21 protein-coding genes and 3 tRNA genes are annotated in these 22,879 nt (G+C 71.6%); 14 read left to right on the top strand and 10 right to left on the bottom strand.

Annotated elements, in window-relative coordinates; genetic code table 11:
- Positions 1 to 105: 105 nt before the first annotated feature.
- From GQR16_RS10230 to nhaA, 3 genes are all read right to left on the bottom strand, one after another.
- The gene (locus tag GQR16_RS10230) at positions 106 to 936 is read right to left on the bottom strand and encodes an alpha/beta fold hydrolase (protein ID WP_157415035.1); all 831 of its coding nucleotides are present in this window, start codon (positions 934 to 936) and stop codon (positions 106 to 108) included.
- 132 nt (positions 937 to 1,068) lie between these two features.
- Positions 1,069 to 1,404 (bottom strand): DUF3467 domain-containing protein, encoded by a 336-nt coding sequence (locus GQR16_RS10225; protein ID WP_157415034.1) that lies wholly within the window; start codon positions 1,402 to 1,404, stop codon positions 1,069 to 1,071.
- A gap of 117 nt (positions 1,405 to 1,521) precedes the next feature.
- Entirely contained in the window at positions 1,522 to 3,414 is a 1,893-nt protein-coding gene (nhaA, locus tag GQR16_RS10220; RefSeq protein WP_157415033.1) for a Na+/H+ antiporter NhaA, read from the bottom strand.
- A 104-nt stretch (positions 3,415 to 3,518) separates the two neighbouring features.
- Between nhaA and GQR16_RS10215 the strand changes: the two genes are divergently transcribed.
- Positions 3,519 to 3,965: a MarR family winged helix-turn-helix transcriptional regulator gene (locus GQR16_RS10215; protein WP_157415032.1), complete on the top strand. Its 447-nt coding sequence runs from the start codon at positions 3,519 to 3,521 to the stop codon at positions 3,963 to 3,965.
- 103 nt (positions 3,966 to 4,068) lie between these two features.
- Positions 4,069 to 5,592: an MATE family efflux transporter gene (locus GQR16_RS10210; protein WP_157415031.1), complete on the top strand. Its 1,524-nt coding sequence runs from the start codon at positions 4,069 to 4,071 to the stop codon at positions 5,590 to 5,592.
- A 36-nt stretch (positions 5,593 to 5,628) separates the two neighbouring features.
- On the opposite strand, the gene GQR16_RS10205 is transcribed toward GQR16_RS10210, so the two are convergent.
- The 6 genes from GQR16_RS10205 to GQR16_RS10180 all read right to left on the bottom strand — a co-directional run bounded on the left by GQR16_RS10205 (position 5,629) and on the right by GQR16_RS10180 (position 9,839).
- Positions 5,629 to 6,735, bottom strand: coding sequence for an LLM class flavin-dependent oxidoreductase (locus GQR16_RS10205; RefSeq protein ID WP_157415030.1), 1,107 nt, complete (start codon positions 6,733 to 6,735; stop codon positions 5,629 to 5,631).
- Entirely contained in the window at positions 6,732 to 8,069 is a 1,338-nt protein-coding gene (locus tag GQR16_RS10200) for an NtaA/DmoA family FMN-dependent monooxygenase (protein WP_157415029.1), read from the bottom strand. Before GQR16_RS10200 ends, GQR16_RS10205 begins: the two co-directional genes overlap by 4 nt.
- Positions 8,070 to 8,082: 13 nt before the next feature.
- Positions 8,083 to 9,255 carry an LLM class flavin-dependent oxidoreductase gene (locus GQR16_RS10195; RefSeq protein ID WP_157415028.1) on the bottom strand — a complete coding sequence of 391 codons (1,173 nt, stop codon included), beginning with the start codon at positions 9,253 to 9,255 and terminating at the stop codon, positions 8,083 to 8,085.
- Positions 9,256 to 9,461: 206 nt separating this feature from the next.
- A tRNA-Phe gene (locus tag GQR16_RS10190) sits at positions 9,462 to 9,537 on the bottom strand.
- 70 nt (positions 9,538 to 9,607) lie between these two features.
- Positions 9,608 to 9,681, bottom strand: a tRNA-Asp gene (locus GQR16_RS10185).
- 85 nt (positions 9,682 to 9,766) lie between these two features.
- Positions 9,767 to 9,839 (bottom strand) — tRNA-Glu (locus GQR16_RS10180).
- Positions 9,840 to 10,068: 229 nt separating this feature from the next.
- Between GQR16_RS10180 and GQR16_RS10175 the strand changes: the two genes are divergently transcribed.
- Together GQR16_RS10175 and GQR16_RS10170 are read left to right on the top strand one after the other, a co-directional pair.
- The gene (locus GQR16_RS10175) at positions 10,069 to 11,361 is read left to right on the top strand and encodes a M23 family metallopeptidase (RefSeq protein WP_246200718.1); all 1,293 of its coding nucleotides are present in this window, start codon (positions 10,069 to 10,071) and stop codon (positions 11,359 to 11,361) included.
- Positions 11,354 to 12,673 (top strand): C40 family peptidase, encoded by a 1,320-nt coding sequence (locus GQR16_RS10170; RefSeq protein WP_246200716.1) that lies wholly within the window; start codon positions 11,354 to 11,356, stop codon positions 12,671 to 12,673. Before GQR16_RS10175 ends, GQR16_RS10170 begins: the two co-directional genes overlap by 8 nt.
- A 258-nt stretch (positions 12,674 to 12,931) precedes the next feature.
- Here GQR16_RS10170 and GQR16_RS10165 read toward each other — a convergent pair whose 3' ends face one another.
- Entirely contained in the window at positions 12,932 to 13,417 is a 486-nt protein-coding gene (locus GQR16_RS10165) for an inorganic diphosphatase (protein WP_157415027.1), read from the bottom strand.
- Between the two features lie 91 nt (positions 13,418 to 13,508).
- Here GQR16_RS10165 and tilS point away from each other — a divergent pair, with 91 nt between their 5' ends.
- From tilS to GQR16_RS10115, 10 genes are all read left to right on the top strand, one after another.
- Positions 13,509 to 14,618, top strand: a complete 1,110-nt coding sequence (gene tilS, locus GQR16_RS10160) for a tRNA lysidine(34) synthetase TilS (protein ID WP_157415026.1) — start codon at positions 13,509 to 13,511, stop codon at positions 14,616 to 14,618.
- Positions 14,619 to 14,775: 157 nt separating this feature from the next.
- Positions 14,776 to 15,327, top strand: a complete 552-nt coding sequence (gene hpt, locus GQR16_RS10155; RefSeq protein ID WP_157415025.1) for a hypoxanthine phosphoribosyltransferase — start codon at positions 14,776 to 14,778, stop codon at positions 15,325 to 15,327.
- 39 nt (positions 15,328 to 15,366) lie between these two features.
- A complete protein-coding gene (locus GQR16_RS10150) occupies positions 15,367 to 17,097 on the top strand; it encodes an MFS transporter (protein ID WP_157415024.1) in 1,731 nt (576 codons plus the stop codon).
- A 38-nt stretch (positions 17,098 to 17,135) separates the two neighbouring features.
- A complete protein-coding gene (locus tag GQR16_RS10145; RefSeq protein ID WP_157415023.1) occupies positions 17,136 to 17,870 on the top strand; it encodes a DUF2652 domain-containing protein in 735 nt (244 codons plus the stop codon).
- 60 nt (positions 17,871 to 17,930) lie between these two features.
- A complete protein-coding gene (ftsH, locus tag GQR16_RS10140; RefSeq protein ID WP_157415022.1) occupies positions 17,931 to 19,949 on the top strand; it encodes an ATP-dependent zinc metalloprotease FtsH in 2,019 nt (672 codons plus the stop codon).
- Positions 19,950 to 19,986: 37 nt separating this feature from the next.
- Positions 19,987 to 20,580, top strand: a complete 594-nt coding sequence (folE, locus tag GQR16_RS10135) for a GTP cyclohydrolase I (RefSeq protein WP_157415021.1) — start codon at positions 19,987 to 19,989, stop codon at positions 20,578 to 20,580.
- Between the two features lie 20 nt (positions 20,581 to 20,600).
- Positions 20,601 to 21,392, top strand: coding sequence for a dihydropteroate synthase (folP, locus tag GQR16_RS10130; RefSeq protein WP_157415205.1), 792 nt, complete (start codon positions 20,601 to 20,603; stop codon positions 21,390 to 21,392).
- A complete protein-coding gene (gene folB / locus GQR16_RS10125; RefSeq protein ID WP_157415020.1) occupies positions 21,385 to 21,771 on the top strand; it encodes a dihydroneopterin aldolase in 387 nt (128 codons plus the stop codon). Before folP ends, folB begins: the two co-directional genes overlap by 8 nt.
- Positions 21,768 to 22,253, top strand: a complete 486-nt coding sequence (gene folK, locus GQR16_RS10120; RefSeq protein WP_211373486.1) for a 2-amino-4-hydroxy-6-hydroxymethyldihydropteridine diphosphokinase — start codon at positions 21,768 to 21,770, stop codon at positions 22,251 to 22,253. Before folB ends, folK begins: the two co-directional genes overlap by 4 nt.
- Positions 22,250 to 22,723: a DUF3180 domain-containing protein gene (locus GQR16_RS10115; RefSeq protein ID WP_157415018.1), complete on the top strand. Its 474-nt coding sequence runs from the start codon at positions 22,250 to 22,252 to the stop codon at positions 22,721 to 22,723. The genes folK and GQR16_RS10115 overlap by 4 nt, the downstream gene beginning before the upstream one ends.
- Positions 22,724 to 22,879 lie beyond the last annotated feature (156 nt).

The following is a 22,879-nucleotide window of genomic DNA, read 5'->3' as shown; positions in this document are numbered from 1 at the left end:
AGTGGCCCGCGGTTCAGCAATGCGTGCGCGATCGCATGCATGGCGTGCGCCGCATGCCTGCGCCGCATGCCGGTGTCGTGCGCCTGTGCCGTGTTCTGTGCGCGATCAGCCGTCGACGAACTCCAGCAGGGCCGCGTTGACCTCGTCGGCGTGCGTCCAGAGCAGCCCGTGCGGTGCGCCCTCGATCTCGACGACGGTCGCACCGGGCAGCCGCTTGGCGAACTCGCGGGCCGTCGCGTCGATCGGCAGGATCCGGTCGGCCGTGCCGTGCAGGATCAGCGCGGGCACGTCGATCTTCTCGATGTCGCCGCGGAAGTCGGTGAGCCAGGTGTCGACGCAGGCCGATGCGGCGAACCACGATGCACCGGCCGCGACCTGCCAGCTGCCGCGCACGGCGTCTTCGGAGATGCGGGTGCCGAGGTTCTCGTCGAGGTTGTAGAAGTTCTCGAAGAAGCCCGTGTACCAGGCGAACCGGTCGCCGGTCGCGGCGGCCTTCAGGTCGTCGAAGTCGGGCGCTGCCCCCGCCGGGTTCTCATCGGTCTTGCGCAGGTACGGTTCGAGGCTGCCGAGGAACGCCGCCTTCGCGACGCGCCCGCTGCCGTGGGTGCCGAGGTAGCGGCCGACCTCGCCCGTGCCCATCGAGAACCCGACGAGCGTGACGCCCTGCAGGTCGAGGGTCTCGAGCAGCGTGTTCAGGTCGGCGGCGAACGTGTCGTAGTCGTACCCGGTGGTCGGCTTGCTCGACGCGCCGAAGCCTCGACGGTCGTAGGTGATCACGCGGTGGCCGGCGTCGAGCAGCGCCCGCGCCTGCTTCTCCCACGACGCGCCGTCGAGCGGGTACCCGTGGATGAGCACGACCGGCGCGCCGGCTCCGTGGTCTTCGTAGTACAGCTCGATCGGTGCTGAGTTCTCGGTCCCGACGGTCACATACGGCATGAGGTCCCCTGGTTCTCGTGGTGGATGCCGTCAGTCCACCACCGGGGCGCGCGCGGCACAAGGGCTTGCGATCGATGAGCGGATGCCGCGGCATCCGCTCATCGCACGAAACCGCGCCGACGGCTCAGGCGATCACTCGCCGGGGTGCCCGTGCCCGAACAGCGGCCGCTCGGGGGGCTTGCGCCCGGTCTCCTGCTCCCACGCCTCGAGCTGCTGGGTGAGCGCCTTGGCGAGCTCGAACACCTGCTCCGGTGGAATGCGGATGCGGCTCACGACCTGCCCCGGCACGGCGACCGCACGCGACCCGTCGGGGTCCTCGACGGTCGACGGCGGCTGCGTGAGCGCGACGTAGTCGATCACGAACACGTTCGGCGTGTGCCAGACGCGCGCGAAGTCGGCGAACACGCCCTGCGCGCGGTCGGCCGGCAGGTCGATCTGGAATCGACGCGGAAGATGGTCGTCGCTCACGGTGCTCCTTCGCTCGCGGCCCCGGTTGCGGGGGCCGGATCTCACCGGATGCCGTGCGCCGCCGGTGCTCCGAAGCTACACGTGCCCCGCCCGGCCCACGCCGGCAGGGGCCGAAGTTCAGCCCTCGGCGGAAACGGCTGCCGTGTCCTGCTCGCTCGCCTCGAGCGCACGGATCAGCGACTGCGCGTCGTACGGGCCGGTGTGCCGGCGCCCGTTGACGAACAGCGTCGGCACCGAGCTGATGCCCATGGCCTCGGCGTCGAGCATGTCGTCGCGCACGCGCCCCGCGACCTTCGAGGAGGTGAGGTCGCGCTCGAACTTCTCGACGTCGAGCCCGAGATCGCCGGCCAGCCGCACGATGTCGGTGGGCCGCTGGTTCTCCTGGTCGGCGAAGAGGCCGCGTTCGAACTCGAAGAACTTGCCCTGCAGCGACGCGGCCTCCGACGCCTCGGCGCCCGCGAGGGCGTTGGGGTGCACCTGCTCGAGCGGCGCGTGCCGCCACACGTAGCGCAGCCGGTCGCCGAGCTCGGCCTTGACCTCCTGGATCGATCCGGACGCCTTGAGGCAGAACGGGCACTGGAAGTCGCCGTACTCGACGATCGTGTACGGCGCGTCGGCCGGGCCGAACACGTGATCGCGAGCGGGGTCGATGGGGCGCGCGAGCGTCTGGCCGGTGTCCTCGTCGGGGCGCGCGGCATCCGAGATCCTGAAGACGATCGTCGCGAGCACGAAGGCGATGACGGATGCCGCGAGCACGCCGACCCTGGCCTCGTTCTGCGCGGCCTCGTCGGTGATCGCGAGGTCGACGATGAAGAGCGAGATCGTGAAGCCGATGCCGCAGAGCGCAGCGCCGCCGAGGATCCGGTCGAGCGTGAGGCCTGGCCCGAACTCGCCGAGCTTGAGGACGCGGAGGAGCGCCGTCGACCCGAACACGCCGATGAGCTTGCCGAGCACGAGCCCGATGACGATGCCCCACGTGATCGAGGAGCCGAGCGCGTCGGTCAGGATCGCGGGGGAGAGCTGCACACCCGCGTTGGCGAGCGCGAACAACGGCAGGATCACGTAGGCGACGTACGGCGCGTACGCGGACTGGAGCCGTTCGTTGATCGAGATCGACTCGCGCAGGCTGTTCGCCGCGGCACGCGCGTACTCGGTGTTCGGCGACTGACGGAATGTGCGCGCCAGGTCGAGCGCGTGCTCGACGTCGCGGCGGTTGGGCCGGTACACGGGCACGAGCAGGGCGATCGCGACGCCCGCGAGCGTCGGGTGCACGCCCGACGCGAGGAACGCCATCCAGACGATGATCGACAGCGTCGCGTAGACGGGCCCCCGCCCGCCGCGCAGGTAGCGCGTGAAGTAGACGCCCGCGAGGCCGATCGCCGCGATGATGAGCGGCATCGGGTTGAAGTCCTCGGTGTACACGAGCGCGATGATGCTGAGGGCGCCGATGTCGTCGACGACCGCGAGCGCGAGCAGGAACACGCGCAGGCGGCCGGGCACGCGCGGCCCGATGAGTGCGAGCGCACCGACGAGGAACGCGGTGTCGGTCGAGATGACGACACCCCACGCGTGCTCCTCGCCCGAGCCCCGGGCGATGAGCACGTACAGCACCGCCGGCACCACGAGGCCCGCGAGGGCGGCGACGACCGGAACGACCGCGCGCGACCAGCTCGTGAGCTCGCCGATCGCGAACTCGCGGCGCACCTCGAGGCCGACCGTGAAGAAGAAGATCGCCATGAGCGCGTCGTTCACGAGGGCGTGCAGGGTGAAGTCGAGGGTCAGGTCGCCGACGCCGACCGAGAGATGCGTCTCCCAGAAGCTCTCGTACGAGGCGAACGACACGTTGGCCCAGACGATCGCCGCGACGGTGGCCAGCAGCAGGAGCAGCGCGCCGATTCGGTTCTGCCCGACGGCGTGCACCTTCTCGGCGATCGACCTCCGCGATCGCTGCCCCCGGCCCCTCGTGGCGCGGGCGGGCTCGGTCGAGCGGCCGATCGTGACGTTGGTCATCGTCGAATTCTCGCGGACGTGCGCCGGGGCGACAAGCGATCAGCCGGTTCGCATTCTGAGTTCGAGACTTGACAGTTAGATATCTAACAATTAGCCTTTTGAGTATGGATGCTCAGGGACCTCGGCTCACCAGTGCGCTCGAACTCGTCCGTTGGATCGGGTGGGCGCAGATGAAGGCCGGCGAAGACTGGACCCGCGAACGCGAGCTCAGCCACGCGCAGAGCTTCGTCCTCGGGTACCTGGTGCAGAATCCCGGCGCCATCCAGCGCGACATCGCGCAGATCACCCGCACGAGTGCGGCGAGCGTCACGAGCCTCCTGCAGGGACTCGAACGCCGGGGCCTCGTCGAGCGTCGAACCGATGCCGGCAACGAACGCAGCAAGCGCGTGTACGCGACGGATGCGGGGGCCGAGCTCATCTCGGGCTTCGAATCCGCCATGGCGGCCGCCGACGAGACGATCCTCGCGCCGTTGAACCCAGACGAGCGGGCAGAACTGCTCGCACTCCTCCAGAAGATCACCGCGGAACTCCCGCAGCCCACCCGGTCGTAGACCGGCACGTCGCCGAGCCCGGCTCGGCCGCGCACCCACCAGTTCCCCTCGCCGTGCCGGCGCTCGTCGGCGCGCGCTCGAACCTGCCCGGAAGGGAGCAGTCATGAGCACCACGAACCTCGAGACGCCGGTCGATCCGGCTCCCGCCACGACGGAGGCCGGCGTCGCCGGCACCGACCGCTGGTACCTCGCATCCGCCCCGATCGTGCGCGCCCTCGTGCACCTCTGCGTGCCCATGGCCGCCGCGATGATCGTGGGCGCGATCTACAACGTCGTCAACGCGGGCTTCATCGGCTCGCTGCACGACGCGACCCTGCTCGCGGCGATCACGTTCGCCGCCCCGCTGCTCGGCCTCGTCATGGGCGTCGGCGGCGTGTTCGGCGTCGGCGGCGGCGCGCTCATCTCGCGCCTGCTCGGCGCCTCGGAGCACGACCCGGCGAGGGCCGACGAGATCAGGCGCGTCTCCTCGTTCGCGCTCTGGGGCTCGGTGATCACGGGCGCCGTGCTCGGCGGTCTCGGGCTGATGCTGCTGCATCCGCTCGTCTCACTGCTCGGTGCGGATGCCGCCGCCGTGCCGGCGACCAGCTCGTTCGTCGGCGTGATGCTCGCGTTCGTCCCCGTGCTCGCCGCCGCGTTCTGCCTCGAGCAGCTCGTGCGGGCCGAGGGCGCCGCACGTCAGGTGATGGTCGCGCTCATCGCGTCGACGGTCGCGAACGTCGTGTTCGACATCCTGTTCATCCTGGTGCTGCCGTGGGGCGTCGCCGGTGCGGCCCTCGCCATGGGCCTGTCGAACCTCGGCGTGGTCGCGTACTTCGCGATCTGGCTGCACCGCCGCAGTGCGCACCTGAGTCTCGCGCCGAAGTGGTTCACGCTGTCGCCCGCCGTGCTGAAGCCGGTCTTCGGCGTGGGCGTCGGCGAGCTGCTCCAGTCGGGCTTCCTCATCGTCACGGCACTCGTGCTCAACAACCTCGCGGTCGCCTACGGCGACACCGCGCTCGCGGCCATGGGCGTCGCGGTGCGCATCGCGCAGGTGCCCGAGTTCCTCGTGATGGGCGTCACGCTCGGCGTGCTGCCGCTGCTCGCCTACGCGTACGGCAAGGGCGACCGGGCCAGGCTGCGCTCGGCCCTTCGCGTCTCGGCGATCACGGTCGGCGGCATCGTGGCGATCTCGGCGACGACCCTGATCGTGTTCAGCGAGCAGGTGTTCTCGGTGTTCGTCGACGACCGCTCGGTGCTCGCGCTCGGCGCCACGATCCTCACGGCGCAGCTCGTGGCGATGGTCGCGAACGGCTTCGCGGGGCTCATCACCTCGTTCTTCCAGGCCACCGGGCGGGCGAGCGCGGCGATCGTGATGTCGCTCGCGCAGGGAGTGCTGTTCATCCCGATCGTGATCCTCGGCAACCTCTGGTTCGGGCTGGCGGGCATCATCTGGGCGCTGACCCTCACCGAGGGCATCGTGCTCGTGGTCGGCATCGTGATGTGGCTCGTCTCGCGGCGCGCGATCGAGCGCGGACTCGTCGAGAGCGCTGCGGACGGCACGCGTGCCGAGGACGGCACGCGTGCCGTGGATGCCGAAGGCGCCGTCGCTCCGGTCGTGGCCCCGATCGAGGCGAGCGCGAACGCGTGACGATGCGCGTCGCGCTCGCCGGATCGGGGTCGTGCCTCAGCCGTGCCACTCCCGCGCGATCGACTCGAAGCTCGCGATGCGGTCCTCGGGGTCGTGCGTGATCGTCGTGAGCACCAGTTCGTCGGCCCCGGTCGCCCGCTGCAACGTGTCGAGGCGGGCGGCGACGTCGGCCGGGGTGCCGACGAACCGGGTGCGCACGCGGTCGTCGACGAGCCGTCGGTCCGCGTCGGTCCAGGTGAGTGCGGCCGCCTCGTCGGGCGTCGGGTAGGCGATCGCGCCGAGGCCGTTGCGGATGCTCCGAACCCACGCGGGGTACCCAGAGGCGAGCTCCCGGGCGCGCTCGCCCGTCGGCCCCGCGACGACGTCCGCCGACACGATGACGTGCGGCCGGTCGAGCCGCTCGGAGGGCAGGAACGCCGCGCGGTACTCGTCGATCGACACGAGCACGCCCGAAGGGGCGCTGTGGTAGTTCGCGGCGAACGGCAGGCCGAGTCGACCGGCGAGCTGCGCGGTGACGGTGCCGCTGCCGAACAGGCGCAGCTCGGGGCCGGAGACCCCCGGCGCCGTGCCGAGGTCCACGCGCCCGTCGCCGTCGCCGATGCCGTCGCCCAGCAGGGCGAGGATCGTCTCGACCTGGTCGGCGAACGTCGAGCCGCCCTCGCCCCGCACGAGCAGCGCGGCGAGCGTGCGGAACTTCGGCGCGTCGAACGTCCGCTCGAAGTGGTACGGCTCGGGAATGAGCAGCCCGTCGGGCGTGACGGTCTCCGGTGCGTCGGCCGGGCCGATCGGGCCGCCGCCGCCGAGTGCCGATCGGCCGATGCCGAGGTCGATCCGCCCGGGGAAGGCGGTGGCGAGCAGCGCGAACTCCTCGGCGACCACGGCCTCGGTGTGGCGGGGGCTGAGCTGCACCGCGGCCGAACCCAGGCGGATGCGGGTGGTCGCCGCTCCGGCCAGGGCGATGAGCACGGCGGGGGAGGAGCCGATCACCCCGGGGTTGAAGTGGTGCTCGGCGAACCAGTAGCGCGCGTACCCGGCGGCCTCGGCGCTGCGCACGATCCGCAGGCTGGCCTCGAGCGCTTCGCGCGGCGTCGCTCGGCTCGGCACCGGAACGAGGTCGAGCACGCCGAGCGGCACGCGGGTCACGACGCGACCCCCTCGAGCTCCGCGCGGCGTTCGCCCGCCCGCGGCCGATCGCCCAGACCGAGGTTCTCCCGCAGCGTCGGGTGCTCGTACGACGTGCGCAGCACGCCGCGCTCCTGGAGCAACGGCACGACCCGGTCGACGAACTCGTCGATGCCGTGCGGCACGACCGAGCCCGACAGGACGTAGCCGTCGGCCGCCCCGGTCTGCACGGCGTCGTCGAGCTGCTCGGCGATCCTCGAGGGCGTGCCGATGAACTCGTGACGCGTGGTCTTCGCGACGACGAGCTCGCGGATGCTCCACTCCCGCTCCACGGCCTCGGCGTGCCAGGCGCGCGCAGCGGCCGAGGGGTCGTCCACGCGGCGGGCCTGCCCCTGCGTGAGTTCCGCCTCCACGTTCTCCGGCGGGGTCGGCACGGGCCCCTCTGGATCGTGGGCCGACAGGTCGGTGCCCCAGACCTGTTCGAGCAGGTGGATCGCCGTCTGCGGCGTGACCTGCTGGAACTGGATGTCGCGAGCCCGCTCCTGCGCCTCGGCTTCGGTGTCGCCGAGCACGACGCTCACGCCCGGCAGTACCAGGATGCTCTCGGGATCGCGGCCGGCCGCGAGCGCCCGCGCGCGGACGTCGGTGCGGAACGCGCGTCCGGCCTCGGGCTCGCCGTGGCGGCTGAACACGACGTCGGCCGTCTCGACGGCGAAGTCCCGTCCGTCGCCCGAGTCGCCGGCCTGCACGAGCACCGGATGCCCCTGCGGTCCGGGCGGCACCGGGAACCAGCCCTCGGTGTCGAAGAACTCGCCGGCGTAGCGGTAGCGCGCGGGCTCGCCGTCGCTCCAGCTGTCCCAGAGCGCGCGCGAGAGCTCGACGAACTCGGCCGCCCTGCGGTACCGGTCGGGATACGCGAGGAACCCGCCCCGACGGAAGTTCGCCCCCGTGAACGCGTCCGACGAGGTGACGATGTTCCAGCCGGCCCGGCCTCCGGAGAGGTGGTCGAGCGAGGCGATGCGCCTGGCGAGGTCGTACGGTTCGTTGAACGTCGCGCTCGCCGTGCCGACGAGCCCGATGTGCTCGGTCACGGCCGCGACGGCCGCGAGCACCGAGAAGTTGTCGGGCCGTCCGGCGACGTCGAGCTCGTGCAGGCGCCCCTTGTGCTCGCGCACCCGGAGCCCCTCGGCGAGGAAGAAGTAGTCGAAGAAGCCGCGCTCGGCGGTGCGGGCGACATGCTCGAAGGTCGAGAAGTCGATCTGGCTTCCGGCGCCGGGCGCGCCCCAGATCGTCCAGTGATTGACGCCCGGGACGCCGGCGGCCAGGTGCAGGCGGCGCTTGGTGGGGTGTGACATCGGTCTTCCTCTCTCAGGCGGCGTAGCGGTTGGCGGGGCGCTCGAGGCCGAGCCGACTGCGCAGGGTGCCGGTTGCGGGTGCGGCGCTCAGCGCTCGGCGTCGGTGCAGTTCGGGCACGAGCTGCTCCGCGATCGCGGGCAGATCGAGGTGCACGGATGCCGGGCGCAGGCGCACACCCTCGATGCCGGCCACCTGGAGCGACTGGATGCGGTCCGCGAGCTCGTGCGCCGTGCCGGCCACGATGGCGGCGTCGCTCTGGTACACCTCGCCGTCGAGCGCGTCCCACGCGTCGAGCCGATCGCGAGCTGCCCGTGTCGACGGGCCGAGTGCCACGACGAGGTCGGCGACGATGCGCAGGGGCGTCGGCTCGAAGCGGTCGGCCTCCTCGATCGCTCGGACGGTCTCGACGATGTGCGCCGCATCGACGTCACCGGTCGGCGTCACGAACACGACGTCGGCCGTGCGCGCCGCGAGGCGGTACGGGATCTCCGAATGCGCGAGCGCCGTGACCACGGGCTGGCCCTGCGGCGACCGCGGGGTGATGGAGGGCCCGGCGATCCGGAACGCGTCGCCCTCGAAGTGCACGTGGTGCAGCTTGTCGCGGTCGAGGAACCGGCCGGTCGCGACATCCCGGATCACCGCGTCGTCCTCCCAGCTGTCCCAGAGCTGGCGCACCACCGTGACGAACTCGGTCGCCTCGTCGAAGAGCCTCGAGACCTCCGCCTGGCCCTCGGGAGTCGACAGCACCGCGGGGTCGAACACGAGGGCGTCGCGGCGGCCGAAGTTCGCGCTCTCACCGGGCCGCGTCGCCTGCACCTTCCAGCCGGCGCGACCCTCGCTGGTGAAGTCGAGCGTGGCGAGCTGGGTCGACGCGTGGAACGGCTCGGTCTCGAGCACGCTCGTGGTCGGCACGAGTCCGATGCGCGAGGTGCGGCGGGCGACGAAGTTCGCGATCTGCACCGCATCGAGCCGCCCGTGGAGTCGGCCGGCCCGCTCGGGCGCCGCGACGCTCAAGGCATCCTCGAACGTGACGAAGTCGACGCCGGCCTCCTCGGCCACGCGCACCTGGTCGACCCAGTACGCCGACTCGAACACGGCCGATCGTGCAATGCCCGCATCGCGCCACGCGGCCGGATGCCAGCCCGCCCCGTCGAGTGCGACCGCGAGGATGAGGTTCTCGCTCATGGTCCGTTCTCCTCTCCTATGACGCCGCAGTCGGCGCGAGGTGTGTGATGCGAGGCAGACTCGCAGACCACCCGGTCTCGGAGAAGGGCGCCCGTCACGAACGCGACGGATCGGCAACGCGGCGTAATGCGCCGGGGCACCCGGGAGCGGGGCACCCGCGAGAGGGAACGAAAAAGCCCCGTGCGACCGGAGTCGAACGGGGCTGGTGGTGGCTCCGACGGGCGTCGATCCCGTGACCTCACGATTTTCAGTCGTGCGCTCTACCAACTGAGCTACAGAGCCTCAGACTCGAAAAGAAGCCTGATAAGGAGAAAGCCCCTTCTCTCGTAAGGGAAAGGGCTTGTCGCCTGAGCGACCCTGACGGGACTTGAACCCGCGACCTCCGCCGTGACAGGGCGGCACGCTAACCAACTGCGCTACAGGGCCTCGATAAGTGCTTTCGCACTCGAGCTATTCAATTGTACTTGATGTTCTGAGTGGCTTTTGACCTTCAGATTTCGACCTTCAACAGTGACCCCAACGGGATTCGAACCCGTGCTGCCGCCGTGAAAGGGCGGTGTCCTAGGCCACTAAACGATGGGGCCGGAGGTCTTGCCTGGGGCATGACCGCCGAGAAGCAAGCATACGAGACGTTTCGCAGAATGGCAAAACGAGCGCGACGGGGGTGGTTCCGGCCCTCCGAGAGGGCTGCCGCGGCATCCGCCACACGCGCGTCGAAATGCCCGAATCGCGTGTGAGGCGTGCCTAGGGTGAGGCTGCCACCCTGCACGGAGAACTGAGGAGCGACGGGCCTCGCACGCCCGCACGACATCCATGGAACACACCACGTCACGCACGTCGACCGGCCGCACCCGCCGCTTCATCGCGGGACTCGCGGTGCTCGCCGCCGCGCTCGTGGGGGCGGTGCAGCCGATCTCGACGCCGCCGTCGGCGTGGGCCGTCGACTACCCCTCGTGGGACGACCTGCAGGCCGCGAAGGCGAACACCGAGGCGGGCGCCGCGGCCGTGCAGGAGATCACGTCGCTCATCGCGCAGCTCGAGGCGAACGTCGAGGTCACGCGTGCCGAGGCCGAGAAGCGCACCGACGAACTCCTGATCGCGCAGCAGGCCTACGACGACGCGGTGCTGCGGGCCGATCAGATCCAGGCGCAGGCGGATGCCGCGGCGCAGGCGGCGGCGACGGCCGAGGCGAACGCCGGGCAGGTCGCCGCGCAGTTGTACCGGGCCGGCACGACCGACGTCGGCATCACGCTGTTCCTCGACGCCGGAGACTCGGTCGCCACCGAGACGCTGCTCGGCAAGCTCGGCAGCATGGAGAAGATGGTCGAGCGCACCTCCGCCATCTACGACGGGGCGAACGAGGCTGCGAACACGGCGACGGCCCTCGCAGGGCAGGCCGACGTGGCCCGTGGCGAGCGCGAGAAACTGCGCCTCGCCGCCGAGGCGGCGCTCGTCGCCGCGCAGGAGGCGCAGGCCGCGGCCGAGGCCGCGCTCGCCGAGTCCGAGGCGAAGAAGATCGAGCTCGAGCAGCAGCTGAAGTTCCTCAAGGACACCGAGGCGAAGACCTCCGCCGCCTATGAGGAGGGCGAGCGCATCCGCAAGGAGGAGGGGCGCAAGCGTCGCGAGGCCGAGGAGAAGCGGCGTCAGGAGGCATTGGCCAACGGGTCGCCCGGCGAGGTCGCGAGCTCGGGCTGGGCGCTGCCCGCGTGGGGCTCGATCACGGGCAGCTACGGGCCGCGATCGTCGATCTGCACCTCGGGCGGCTGTTCGAACAGCTTCCACTACGCCACCGACCTCGGCACCGGATGCGACGCCCCGATCTTCGCGGCGAACAGCGGCGTCGTGCGCTTCGCGGGCTGGTCCGGCACGTACGGCAACTACATCCAGATCGATCACGGCGGCGGCGTGTGGACCGGCTACGCGCACATCCGCCCCGGCGGCACCTTCGTGGGCTACGGGCAGTGGGTCGAGGCCGGGCAGAACATCGCGGCGAGCGGCACCACTGGCGCATCGACCGGCTGCCACCTGCACTTCGAGGTCTACACCGATGGATACCGGATCGACCCGGTCCCGTTCATGGCGGCGAGGGGGGTCGGCCTTGGATGACAACCGCACCAGGCCGCTCTCGCGCGTGAAGCCGGCGACCCTGTTCTCGACCGTCGCGGTCGGCGCGGTCGCGGCATCCGTCGCCGCTGCCGGAGGCCCGGCCATGGCCGACCCCGACTACCCGTCGTGGAGCGACATCGAGCAGGCCAAGGCGAACGAGCAGACCAAGCAGGCCGAGATCGATCGCGTCGGCGAGTTGCTCGCGGGGCTGCAGACGGCGGCGGATGTCGCGGCCGAGGCGTCGATGCGCGCCGACGAGGCGTGGCGGGTCGCCGTCGACGAGCGCGACCGGGCGGCCGATCGCGAGCAGAAGCTCGCGGCCCAGGCCGATGAGGCCGATGCGGTCGCCGAGATCTCGAAGATGCGCGCGGGCCTGCTCGCCGCGCATCTCGCGAAGACCGCCGGCAACGACCTGTCGGCCGAGCTCGTGCTGTCGGGCGACGATGCGACGAAGCTCCTGCAGCAGCTCGGCATGGCGTCCAAGCTCGGCGAGCAGGCCAACGACCTCTACGAGCAGGCCACGAGCGACCGCAACACCGCCGATGCGCTCCGGGCCCAGGCAGCGGATGCCGCGGCCGAGCGCCAGCGGCTCGCCGCCCTCGCCGAGACCCGTGCCGACGAGGCGGCGGCCGCCGCGGATGCCGCGAACGCGGCCGTGGCCGAGCAGCAGCAGCGCTCGGAGGAGTTGTACGCCCAGCTCGCGAGCCTGCAGGGCACGACGGCCCAGCTCGAGCGCGAGCGGGCGGAGGGGCAGGCGCGCGAGGCCGCTGCGGCGGCCGCCGCAGCACGGGCGGCAGCGGAGGCCGCAGCGGCTGCAGCCGCCGAGGAGGCCGCGAACGGCGGTGGCGGAGGAGACTCCGGCGGCGGCGGCGGTGGCGACGGCGGTGGTGGCGACGCGGGCGGCGGCGGTTCGGTCGACCCGGCTCCGGGGCCGCCCAACGCCGGTGCCGTCGAGACGGCGATCTGGTTCGCGAGCCAGCAGCTCGGCGAGCCCTACGTGCTCGGCGGAGCGGGCCCCGACGTGTGGGACTGCTCGGGACTGACCCAGGCGGCCTACGGTTCGGCGGGCATCGGCATCGGCACCCACTCGGCGACGAACCAGTACTACACGCTCGCCGCGCAGGGCAAGGCCGTGCCGCTCTCGCAGATCCAGCGCGGCGACCTGCTCTTCTGGGGTGGAGGCGGCGACTACTACCACGTCGCCATCTACCTCGGCGGCGGACGCATCCTCGAGGCACCGCGCGAGGGCGTCCCCGTGCGCGAGTACTTCATCTGGGGCTCGCCCGCCGCGGCCGCCCGCCCCGCCGGCTGACCCGCTCGGCCGGTCGAGCAGCGGAGCGTCTCGAGACCGACGTCGGCGCGCCTCGCGTCGAGTCGACGGGAGGCGTCCGCGCCGAGCGGAGGACCTGTTCCGCAGGATCTTCCTCCCATGGGCCCGATCTCCTCCCGTCGGGTTGAGCGACCGACGTCGCGAACGCCGAAGGGGCGAGCCGTCACGGCTCGCCCCTTCGGGTTCACGGATGCCGCGGCATCCGCTCGACTGCGCCGGTCTCTGCGACCGCGCTCGGTCTCAGTGACCGGGGAAGGCGGCGATGCCCGCCTGGATGATGGCGTCGGCCTCGGCCGCGTCGCCCCAGCCCTCGGTCTTGACCCACTTGCCGGGCTCGAGGTCCTTGTAGTGCTCGAAGAAGTGCTCGATCTCCTTGCGCGTGAACTCGGGGATCGAGTCGACGTCCTGGATGTGGTTCCAGCGGGGGTCGCCGGCCGGCACCGCGATGACCTTGGCGTCGCTGCCGCCGTCGTCGGTCATGTTGAAGACGCCGACGGGGCGCACCTTGACGCCCACGCCCGGGTACAGCGGGTAGTCGAGCAGCACGAGCACGTCGACGGGGTCGCCGTCGAGGCCGAGCGTGTTCTCGAAGTAGCCGTAGTCGGTGGGGTACACGAAGGTCGTGTAGAGCACGCGGTCGAGGAAGACCCGGCCGGTCTCGTGGTCGACCTCGAACTTGTTGCGGCTCCCCTTGGGGATCTCGATGACGGCGGCGTACTCGCCCATGTGGGTTCTCCTTGATGTCGGAAGCTCGGTGTCACGTTCGCCGGAGCCCGCTTCGGGTGCCCGGCCGCGATCGGCGGAATAAGGTTACTCGATGCCTCCTGCCACCGAACCGGGCGAGTCGACGGATGCCGCGACGAGCCGTCGCCCGCGTCTGACCCCGCCGATCGCCGACGTCCGACGGGCGGTGCGGGCCGTGCTCGACCCGCTGGCTCCCGCGCAGGCCGACGCCGGTCGAGGAGCGCAGCGTCTCGAGACACCGCCCGATGCGCCGCTCGTGCTGGTCGCGCTCTCCGGCGGTCCGGACTCGCTCGCGCTCGCCGCGGCGACGGCGTTCGAGGCGCCGCGCGCGGGCCTGCGTGCGGGCGCCGTGGTCGTCGACCACGGGCTCCAGGTCGGGTCCGCCGAGGTCGCGGCGCGCGCGGCCGGGCAGGCCCGCGAGCTCGGGCTCGACCCCGTGCTCGTGCAGCGCGTCGAGGTCGACGGCGCGGGCGGCCCCGAGGCATCCGCCCGCCGTGCCCGCTATGCCGCGCTCGACGAGGCTGCACGGTCGACGGATGCCGCGTGCGTGCTGCTCGGGCACACGCTCGACGACCAGGCCGAGACCGTGCTGCTCGGCCTCGCCCGCGGATCGGGGGCCGCGAGCCTCGCCGGCATGCCCGCCCGCTCGGGACGCTACGCCCGTCCGCTCCTCGGCGTCCGCCGGGCCACGACCGTCGAGGCGTGCGCCGACGCGGGGCTCGAGCCGTGGAACGACCCGCACAACGCCGACCCCTCCTATGCGCGCGTTCGCGTGCGCGACCGGGTGCTGCCCGTGCTCGAGGCCGAGCTCGGGCCGGGCATCGCCGAGGCGCTCGTGCGCACCGCCGAGCAGCTGCGTGAAGACGACGACGCGTTCGAGGCCCAGATCGAGGAGCTCATCGAGGAGATCTGCGAGCCCGCCGAGGCCGGCATCGCCGTGTCGATCGGCGTGCTCGCCGCCAATCCGGCGGCCCTGCGCCAGCGCATCATCCGGCACGTGATCGGCAGCGAGTTCGGGGTCTCGCTCTCGCGCGTGCAGACGCTCGAGGTCGCTCGGCTCGTCACCGACTGGCACGGCCAGGGGCCGCTCGACCTGCCCGGCGGCGTGCGTGCGACCCGCGCCGGCCGGTACGTCGTGTTCTCGACGACCGGTTCGACCGAGGTGCTGCCGCACGACCACTGAGCCGGTTCGAGCGGCCTCGCCGGCCCGATCGGGCGGAACCCGCCCGCGATCAGGGGGGACGCCTTCAGGAACGGGGGTTTAGGCTCGTGGCATCCGTTCGTCGAACACCATCGATGCGCGAGAACCCCTGACCACACCCCGCCCAGGAGGAGCGCCAATGTACGCGAGCGAGATCGAAGCCGACCTGACCGAAGTCCTCGTCACCGAAGCCGAGATCCATGCGAAGCTCGCCGAGCTCGCCCGCCGCATCGAGGCCGACTACGAAGGCGAGGACCTGCTGCTCGTCGGCGTGCTGAAGGGCGCAGTCATGGTCATGGCCGACCTCGCGCGCGAACTCCGCACGCACGTCAGCATGGACTGGATGGCGGTCTCGAGTTACGGCGCGGGCACGAAGTCGTCGGGCGTCGTGAAGATCCTGAAGGACCTCGACACCGACCTCACCGGCCGCCACGTGCTCATCGCCGAGGACATCATCGACTCCGGCCTGACCCTCTCCTGGCTGCTCGAGAACCTCGAGTCGCGCGGCGCGGCCTCGATCGAGATCTGCGCGCTGCTGCGCAAGCCCGACGCCGCCAAGGTCGAGATCGACGTCAAGTACCTCGGCTTCGACATCCCGAACCAGTTCGTCGTCGGCTACGGCCTCGACTACGCCGAGCGCTACCGCAACCTGCGCGACGTGGCGATCCTCGCGCCGCACGTCTACTCCTGATCCGGCGCGCGGCGACGCGCGAGCCCTAGAGTTCTCCACATGGGCGATGGTCGTCGCCGCGGCAGGCTGCACGACGCTGTCGCAGCGTTCACGAGCAACTGGCGCAACCCGAACCTGCGTCGCGCCCAGCTGAGCTTCCTCGGCGCGTGGACCGCCGAGTGGGCGTTCACCGTCGGGCTCGGCATCGTCGCGTACCGCGACGGCGGCGCGGCCGCCGTCGGACTCGTGGGGCTGCTGCGCATGCTGCCGTCGGCGATCCTCGCGCCGCTGCTGTCGCCGCTCGCCGATCGCGGGCGCCGCGAGCGCGTGCTCGTGCTGGTGTCCGTGGTGCGCGGCGTCGCGACGGCCGGCGCCGCGGTCGTGATCGCCGCCTCCGGGCCGACCTCGGTCGTCTACGTGCTCGCCGTGCTCTCGACGATCGCGGCGACCCTCTACCGTCCGGCGCACTCGGCGCTGCTGCCCTCGCTCTGCAGCACGGGCCACGAACTCGCGAGCGCGAACATGGTGCGCGGGCTGCTCGACTCGGCCGCGACGCTCGTCGGGCCGCTGATCGCCGCGGTGCTGCTCGGGTTCACCGGGGTCGACGTCGTCTTCGCGGTCGCGGCGTGCGCCTCGTTCCTCGCGGCCGCGCTGCTCGTCGGCATGCGGTACGACGCGCCGCCGCGTCCGTCTGCGACCGGCCGGCCCAACCTCGTCGCGGAGGCGGTCGAGGGCGTTCGCGCGGTCGCGCAGCATCGCGGACTCCTCCTGATCCTCGGGCTCGCGGCGGCGCAGGCCCTGACGCGCGGCGCGCTGACCGTGTTCTCGGTCGTCGTCGCCATCGAACTGCTGGGCACCGGAGAGCCGGGCGTCGGAGCGCTCATGGCGGCGGTCGGCGTCGGGGCCGTGCTCGGGTCGCTCGGCGCGTCGTTCCTCGTCGGCACCGGTCGGCTCGGCGCGTGGTTCGCGGTCGGGGTCGGCCTGTGGGGGCTGCCGCTGACGCTCGTCGGACTCGTGCCGCAGCAGTCCGCGGCGCTCGTGATGCTCTCGTTCATCGGCGTGGGCAACGCCCTGATCGACGTCGCCGGGTTCACGCTCATCGCTCGTCTGGCGCCCGACGAGGTGCTCGCCCGGGTCTTCGGCGTGCTCGAGAGCCTCGTCGCGGTGTTCACGGGCATCGGTGCGGTCGTCGCGGCCGTGGCGAGCGACCTGCTCGGCGTCCAGGGTGCGCTCATCTCCATCGGGCTGCTGTGCCCGGTGCTCGCCGTTATGTGCTGGCGGCGGCTGCGCCGGCTCGACCGCTCGGTCGGCGTGCTCGATGCGGATGTCGCGTTGCTGCGCAGGGTGCCGATGTTCCGCACGTTGCCGCTGCCGTCGATCGAGCAGCTGGCCAGGAGCCTCGAGCCCGTCTCCGTCGAGGCGGGCACCGCGGTCTTCGAGCAGGGCGAGGTCGGCGACCGCTACTACGTGGTCGAGGCGGGCGAGGCCGAGGTGCTGGGCGACGGCCGCGTCGTGGCGACGCTGGGCTCGGGGGAGGGCTTCGGCGAGATCGCCCTGCTGCGCAGCACCCGGCGCACGGCCTCGGTGCGCGCCTGCACGGCGCTCGACCTGCGCGCACTCCGGTCGGAGCGCTTCCTCGCCGTCGTGCTCGGCTACACGGCGAGTGCGCGCGAGGCCGCCGAGGCCGTCGACGGACGGCTCCATCGGTACGCGCCCGATGCGCCGTCGGACGGCCCGCCGTCGCCTCCGCCGGTGCCGCCGAACCGAGCTCCGGATGAACCCCCGAACTGAGGATTGAGAAAGTCTCAGGTTGGTGGGAGGGTGACGGCATGACCTCCGGCCGTGCCGTCCTGCTGATCGCCGACATCGGCGGGTACACCGACTACATGAGCTCGCACCGCATGAGCCTGGCGCACGCCGAGGTCAACACGGCCCGCATGCTCGACCGCATGATCGATGCGGCCCCCGGATTCGACCTCATCGAGATCGAGGGCGACGCCGCCTTCCTCTCGCGCACGGCGCGATCCAGCGGGGCGGGCGACGCGGACATGACCGACATCCTGCAGGCCGCGGCCGCGATGCATCGCGCCTTCCACCTCGAGCGCCGGTACGTCGCCGCCAACCTCTGCCCGTGCAGCGGCTGCAAGGGGCCAGACGGGCTGAAGCTCAAGTTCGTGGCGCATGTGGGCGACGTCGCGACCCAGACCATCCGCGATCGGACGAAGCTCGTCGGCATCGACGTGATCCTCGTGCACCGGATGCTGAAGAACCCCGTCGACATCCCCGAGTACGTGCTGCTCTCCGAAGACCTCTACCGCAGCGGCGAGCAGTCGGTTCCCGGGGCCGTGCACGAGGTCTCGCCCGAGCTCGAGGGATTCGGGCCGACGCGCGCCTGGTTCGTCGACGTCGGCGATCTCGACTACCCGGTTGCGACGGCATCCGCCCCGACCTGGCGCGGACGACTCGGCCGCACGTTCTCGGCGGTCGGACGCGGCCTGCCCTACATGGTGGGCGCCCGCAAGCATCAGCACATCCCGGCGCGCGAGCCTGTCGCAGCGGCCTGATCCAGCCCACAGCGAACATTCGGCCGACGGTCGGTGACGCCGGGGTAGCCTTGCAAGACCATGAACATGAAGAAGATCCTGCGCGGGCCGATCATCTACATCCTGCTGGCGATCGTCGCCGTCTGGATCGGGACGAGCCTGATCACCGCCTCCGGTTTCAAAGAGGTGTCGACGCAGCAGGGCCTCGAGTTCCTGCAGGACGACAAGGTCGCCTCGGCCAAGATGGTCGACGGCGAGAACCGCGTCGACCTCACGCTCACCACGGCCGACGACGAGTTCGGCAAGCAGGTGCAGTTCTACTACGTGACGCCCCGCGGCGCCGACGTGGTCGCCGCCATCGACGAGGCGAACCCGAAGGACGGCTTCAACGACGAGGTGCCGCAGCCGAACTGGTTCCTCTCGATGCTCGGCATCCTCCTGCCGCTGGTGCTCATCGGCCTCTTCTTCTGGATCATGCTCTCCGGCATGCAGGGCGGCGGCAGCAAGGTCATGCAGTTCGGCAAGTCCAAGGCGAAGCTCGTCACGAAGGAGAGCCCGAAGGTCACCTTCGACGACGTCGCCGGCAGCGACGAGGCCATCGAGGAGCTCGAGGAGATCAAGGACTTCCTCAAGGATCCCGCGAAGTTCCAGGCCGTGGGTGCCCGCATCCCCAAGGGCGTGCTGCTCTACGGCCCTCCCGGCACCGGCAAGACCCTGCTCGCCCGCGCCGTCGCGGGCGAGGCCGGCGTGCCCTTCTACTCGATCTCGGGCTCCGACTTCGTCGAGATGTTCGTGGGCGTCGGCGCGAGCCGCGTGCGAGACCTGTTCGACCAGGCCAAGCAGAACGCGCCGGCCATCATCTTCGTCGACGAGATCGACGCCGTCGGTCGTCACCGCGGTGCCGGCATGGGCGGCGGCCACGACGAGCGCGAGCAGACGCTGAACCAGCTGCTCGTCGAGATGGACGGCTTCGACCCCAAGACGAACGTCATCCTCATCGCGGCGACGAACCGCCCCGACATCCTCGACCCCGCGCTGCTGCGCCCCGGTCGCTTCGACCGCCAGATCGGCGTCGACGCGCCCGACCTCAAGGGCCGGCAGAAGATCCTCGAGGTGCACTCGAAGGGCAAGCCGCTCGCGAAGGGCGTCGACCTCGAGGTGCTTGCGCGCAAGACGCCTGGCTTCACGGGCGCCGACCTCGCCAACGTGCTCAACGAGGCCGCGCTGCTCACGGCGCGCTCGAACGCGCAGCTGATCGACAACCGCGCCCTCGACGAGGCCGTCGACCGCGTGATCGCCGGTCCGCAGCGCCGCTCGCGCGTCATGAAGGACAAGGAGAAGCTCATCACGGCCTACCACGAGGGCGGCCACGCCCTCGCTGCGGCGGCGATGAACTACACCGACCCCGTGACGAAGATCACGATCCTCCCGCGCGGTCGCGCACTCGGCTACACGATGGTGCTGCCGCTCGAAGACAAGTACTCGATCAGTCGCAACGAGCTGCTCGACCAGCTGACCTACGCGATGGGCGGTCGCGTCGCCGAGGAGATCGTGTTCCACGACCCCTCGACCGGCGCCTCGAACGACATCGAGAAGGCCACGTCGACGGCCCGCAAGATGGTCACCGAGTACGGCATGAGCTCGACCGTCGGTGCCGTCAAGCTCGGACAGGCGCAGGGAGAGGTCTTCCTCGGCCGCGACATGGGCCACCAGCGCGATTACTCCGAGGAGATCGCGATGCGCGTCGACGGCGAGGTGCGCACGCTCATCGAGCAGGCGCACGACGAGGCGTGGCAGGTGCTGAACGACAACCGCGACATCCTCGACCGGCTGGCGGCCGAGCTGCTCGAACACGAGACGCTCGACCACAACCAGATCGCCGAGATCTTCAAGAATGTGCGCAAGCTGCCCGAGCGCCCGCTGTGGCTCTCGAGCGACAAGCGTCCCGTCTCGGACATCCCGCCGATCACGTTCCCCGAAGACAAGCTGCCCATCGACGAGGGCATGGTCGACGGCGGCGTGGACTCCGAGGACACCCCGATCGAGGAGCCCGCCTCAAAGCGCGCACCGCGTCAGAACCCGCGACCCGCGACGGCCTAGGCCGTCGCGGCCTCCGCGCCGACCTGAGAGGGTGCACATGGCCGGTGTCGACACCGAGCGCATCGAACGCGCCGTGCTCGAGATCCTCCTCGCGATCGGCGAGGATCCCGAGCGGGCCGGGCTCCGGCGCACCCCCGCCAGGGTCGCCGAGGCCTACGCGGACTTCTTCGGCGGTCTCGCCGTCGACCCGTTGAGCCACCTGGCCGATGCGGTGCCCGTCGGCACCTCCGACTCCGGTGCCCCCGCGACCTCCGACGCCGTGGTGCTTCGCGATCTCGCGTTCCGCTCGGTGTGCGAGCACCACCTGCTGCCGTTCGTCGGCACGGCGCACGTCGCCTACCTTCCCGGCGACCGGGTGGTCGGCCTCGGCCGCATCCCGGCGGTCGTCGACACGCTCGCCGCCCGCCCGCAACTGCAGGAGCGGCTCGCCGAAGAGATCGCCGACGCCCTCGAGACCGGTCTCGAGCCCAAGGGCGTGCTCGTCGTGCTCGACGCCCAGCACCGGTGCGTGACCACCCGCGGATCCCGCCAGGAGCGCAGCTCGACGATCACGGTCGTCGCGCGCGGCGCGCTCTCCGATCCCGCGGCCCGCGCCGAGATCATCGCCCTCATCGGGGGCGTCGCCGCGTGAACGCCGGGGCCGCGCTCGTCATGGGCGTCGTCAACGTGACGCCCGACTCGTTCAGCGACGGCGGCGACTGGTTCGACGCCGACCGGGCGATCGCGCACGGCCTCGAGCTCGTCGCCGAGGGCGCCGACATCCTCGACGTGGGCGGCGAGTCCACGCGCCCGGGTGCCGCACGGGTCGCGCCCGACGAGGAACTGCGTCGCGTGGTGCCGGTCGTGCGCGAGTTCGCGCGCCGCGGCATCCGCGTCAGCGTCGACACCATGCGCGCCGCCACCGCGGTCGCCGCGGTCGAAGCGGGCGCCGAGATCATCAACGACGTCTCGGCGGGGCTCGCCGACCCCGCGATGGTTCCGGCCGTCGCCGACACGGGTGCGCTCTACGTCGCGATGCACTGGCGCGGCCACTCCGACCGCATGGACGTGCTCAACACCTACGCCGACATCGCCGTCGAGGTGCGCGACGAGCTCGCGCAGCGCGTCGACGTGTTGGAGGCCGCCGGCGTCGCCGCCGACCGCATCATCCTCGACCCGGGCCTCGGGTTCTCGAAGACCGGGCACCAGAACTGGCAGGTGCTCGGGCGCCTCGACGTGCTCGCCGAACTCGGCCTGCCGGTGCTCATCGGCGCCTCGCGCAAGCGGTTCATCGGCTCGCTGCTGCCCGACGGCGCCGACATGGCCGAACGCGACCTGCCCACGGCGGTCGTCAGCGCCCTCGCAGCACAGGCCGGCGCCTGGGGCGTCCGCGTGCACGACGTGCGCGCCACGCGCCGCGCCCTCGACGTCGTCGGAGCGTGGCAGAGTGGAAGCCGTGGCTGAGCAGCGCAATCGACGACCGGGTGATCGGATCACCCTGACCGGCCTGCGGGTCACGGCGCATCACGGGGTCTTCGACTTCGAGCGCGAGCGGGGCCAGGAGTTCGTCATCGACGTCGCGGTCGTGGTCGACCTGCGGGCAGCCGCCTCGGGCGACGACCTCGCGCGCACCGTGCACTACGGCGAGCTCGCCGAGGCGGTCGTCGCCGCGGTCGAGCGCGATCCGGTCGACCTCATCGAGACCCTCGCCGAGCGCGTCGCGGCCGTCGCGCTCTCGTGGGCGGCGGTCGAGCAGGTCGAGGTCACCGTGCACAAGCCGCAGGCGCCCATCACGGTGCCGTTCGCCGACGTCTCGGTGACGATCGTCCGGGAGCGCCCGTGAGCCGCGCCGTCATCGCGTTCGGTGCGAACCTCGGCGACCGCGAGGCCACGATCGCCGGCGCCGTCCGCGAACTGGCCGAGGTGCCCGGCGTCGAGCTCGCGGCCGTCTCGCCCGTCTACGAGACCCCGGCCATCACCGACGACGGCGTCGATCGCGACGCCCCCGGCTACCTCAACGGCGTGGTCGTCGTCGAGACCACGATCACCCCGCACGCGCTGCTCGCGGCCCTGCACGAGATCGAGGCCGCGCACGGCCGTCAGCGGCTGAAGCACTGGGGCGATCGCACGCTCGACCTCGACCTCATCGACGTCGACGGACTCGTCATCGACGACACCGGGCTGCAGTTGCCCCATCCGCGGGCGTGGCAGCGCGCCTTCGTGCTGCAGCCGTGGCTCGACCTCGAACCCGACGCCGTGCTCCCCGGCCGCGGTCGCATCGCCGACCTCCGCGCGCAGGCCACCGACGAGGTGACCAGACGATGAAGCGCACGCACCCGAGCGCGATCGTCGCCGCCGTGCTCGCGGGCATCGTGATCGGCTACCTCGTCGATCTCTTCATCGTCTCGGCCGGCGGCAAGGCGATCGTGCCGCCGATCTCGCTCGCGATCACGCTCGTCGGCGTCGCCGCGATCGTCGTCGCGCTCGCGTGGCCGATCCGCAGGGCGGTCAAGCAGCGCGCGACCAAGCACCTCGACCCGTTCCGGGCGATGCGCACGGCGGTGCTCGCGAAGGCCAGCGCCGTGAGCGGAGCGCTCCTGCTCGGGTTCGGCCTCGGCGTCGCGACGTTCCTGCTCACCCGCAGCGTCATGCCCCCGTTCGGCACGGTGTGGCCGGGGTTCGCCACGGCCGTCGGAGGCGCGGTGCTCCTCATCGGCGGCCTCGTCGCCGAGCACTTCTGCACCCTGCCCCCCGACGACACCGACCCCGAGCACGAGGAGCCCGCACATGCCTGAGCGACCCGAGGCGGCGGCTCCCGAGGCTGCAGAGCTGCCCGACGCGCTCCGAGCGCGCGAGGCGACGGTCGACGCGGCGGCCGCACCCGACGTCGAGCCCGCACCCGATCAGGTTCCGGATGCCGGTGGTGCACCGGCATCCGACGGTCCCGAGGT

It is taken from the genome of Agromyces allii (assembly GCF_009749385.1).
Classification (GTDB): Bacteria; Actinomycetota; Actinomycetes; order Actinomycetales; family Microbacteriaceae; genus Agromyces; species Agromyces allii.
This window is presented reverse-complemented; position numbering and strand designations above follow the sequence as displayed.

Bases quoted from the DNA above. Each gene is read 5' to 3' on its own strand.
- hpt (WP_157415025.1), top strand. From the start codon at position 14,776: ATGTACGCGAGCGAGATCGAAGCCGACCTGACCGAAGTCCTCGTCACC.
- GQR16_RS10195 (WP_157415028.1), bottom strand. From the start codon at position 9,255: ATGAGCGAGAACCTCATCCTCGCGGTCGCACTCGACGGGGCGGGCTGG.
- GQR16_RS10230 (WP_157415035.1), bottom strand. From the start codon at position 936: ATGCCGTATGTGACCGTCGGGACCGAGAACTCAGCACCGATCGAGCTG.
- folE (WP_157415021.1), top strand. From the start codon at position 19,987: ATGGCCGGTGTCGACACCGAGCGCATCGAACGCGCCGTGCTCGAGATC.
- ftsH (WP_157415022.1), top strand. From the start codon at position 17,931: ATGAACATGAAGAAGATCCTGCGCGGGCCGATCATCTACATCCTGCTG.
- folP (WP_157415205.1), top strand. From the start codon at position 20,601: ATGGGCGTCGTCAACGTGACGCCCGACTCGTTCAGCGACGGCGGCGAC.
- GQR16_RS10165 (WP_157415027.1), bottom strand. From the start codon at position 13,417: ATGGGCGAGTACGCCGCCGTCATCGAGATCCCCAAGGGGAGCCGCAAC.
- nhaA (WP_157415033.1), bottom strand. From the start codon at position 3,414: ATGACCAACGTCACGATCGGCCGCTCGACCGAGCCCGCCCGCGCCACG.
- GQR16_RS10210 (WP_157415031.1), top strand. From the start codon at position 4,069: ATGAGCACCACGAACCTCGAGACGCCGGTCGATCCGGCTCCCGCCACG.
- GQR16_RS10200 (WP_157415029.1), bottom strand. From the start codon at position 8,069: ATGTCACACCCCACCAAGCGCCGCCTGCACCTGGCCGCCGGCGTCCCG.
- GQR16_RS10175 (WP_246200718.1), top strand. From the start codon at position 10,069: ATGGAACACACCACGTCACGCACGTCGACCGGCCGCACCCGCCGCTTC.
- GQR16_RS10150 (WP_157415024.1), top strand. From the start codon at position 15,367: ATGGGCGATGGTCGTCGCCGCGGCAGGCTGCACGACGCTGTCGCAGCG.
- GQR16_RS10145 (WP_157415023.1), top strand. From the start codon at position 17,136: ATGACCTCCGGCCGTGCCGTCCTGCTGATCGCCGACATCGGCGGGTAC.
- GQR16_RS10115 (WP_157415018.1), top strand. From the start codon at position 22,250: ATGAAGCGCACGCACCCGAGCGCGATCGTCGCCGCCGTGCTCGCGGGC.
- tilS (WP_157415026.1), top strand. From the start codon at position 13,509: ATGCCTCCTGCCACCGAACCGGGCGAGTCGACGGATGCCGCGACGAGC.
- GQR16_RS10215 (WP_157415032.1), top strand. From the start codon at position 3,519: ATGGATGCTCAGGGACCTCGGCTCACCAGTGCGCTCGAACTCGTCCGT.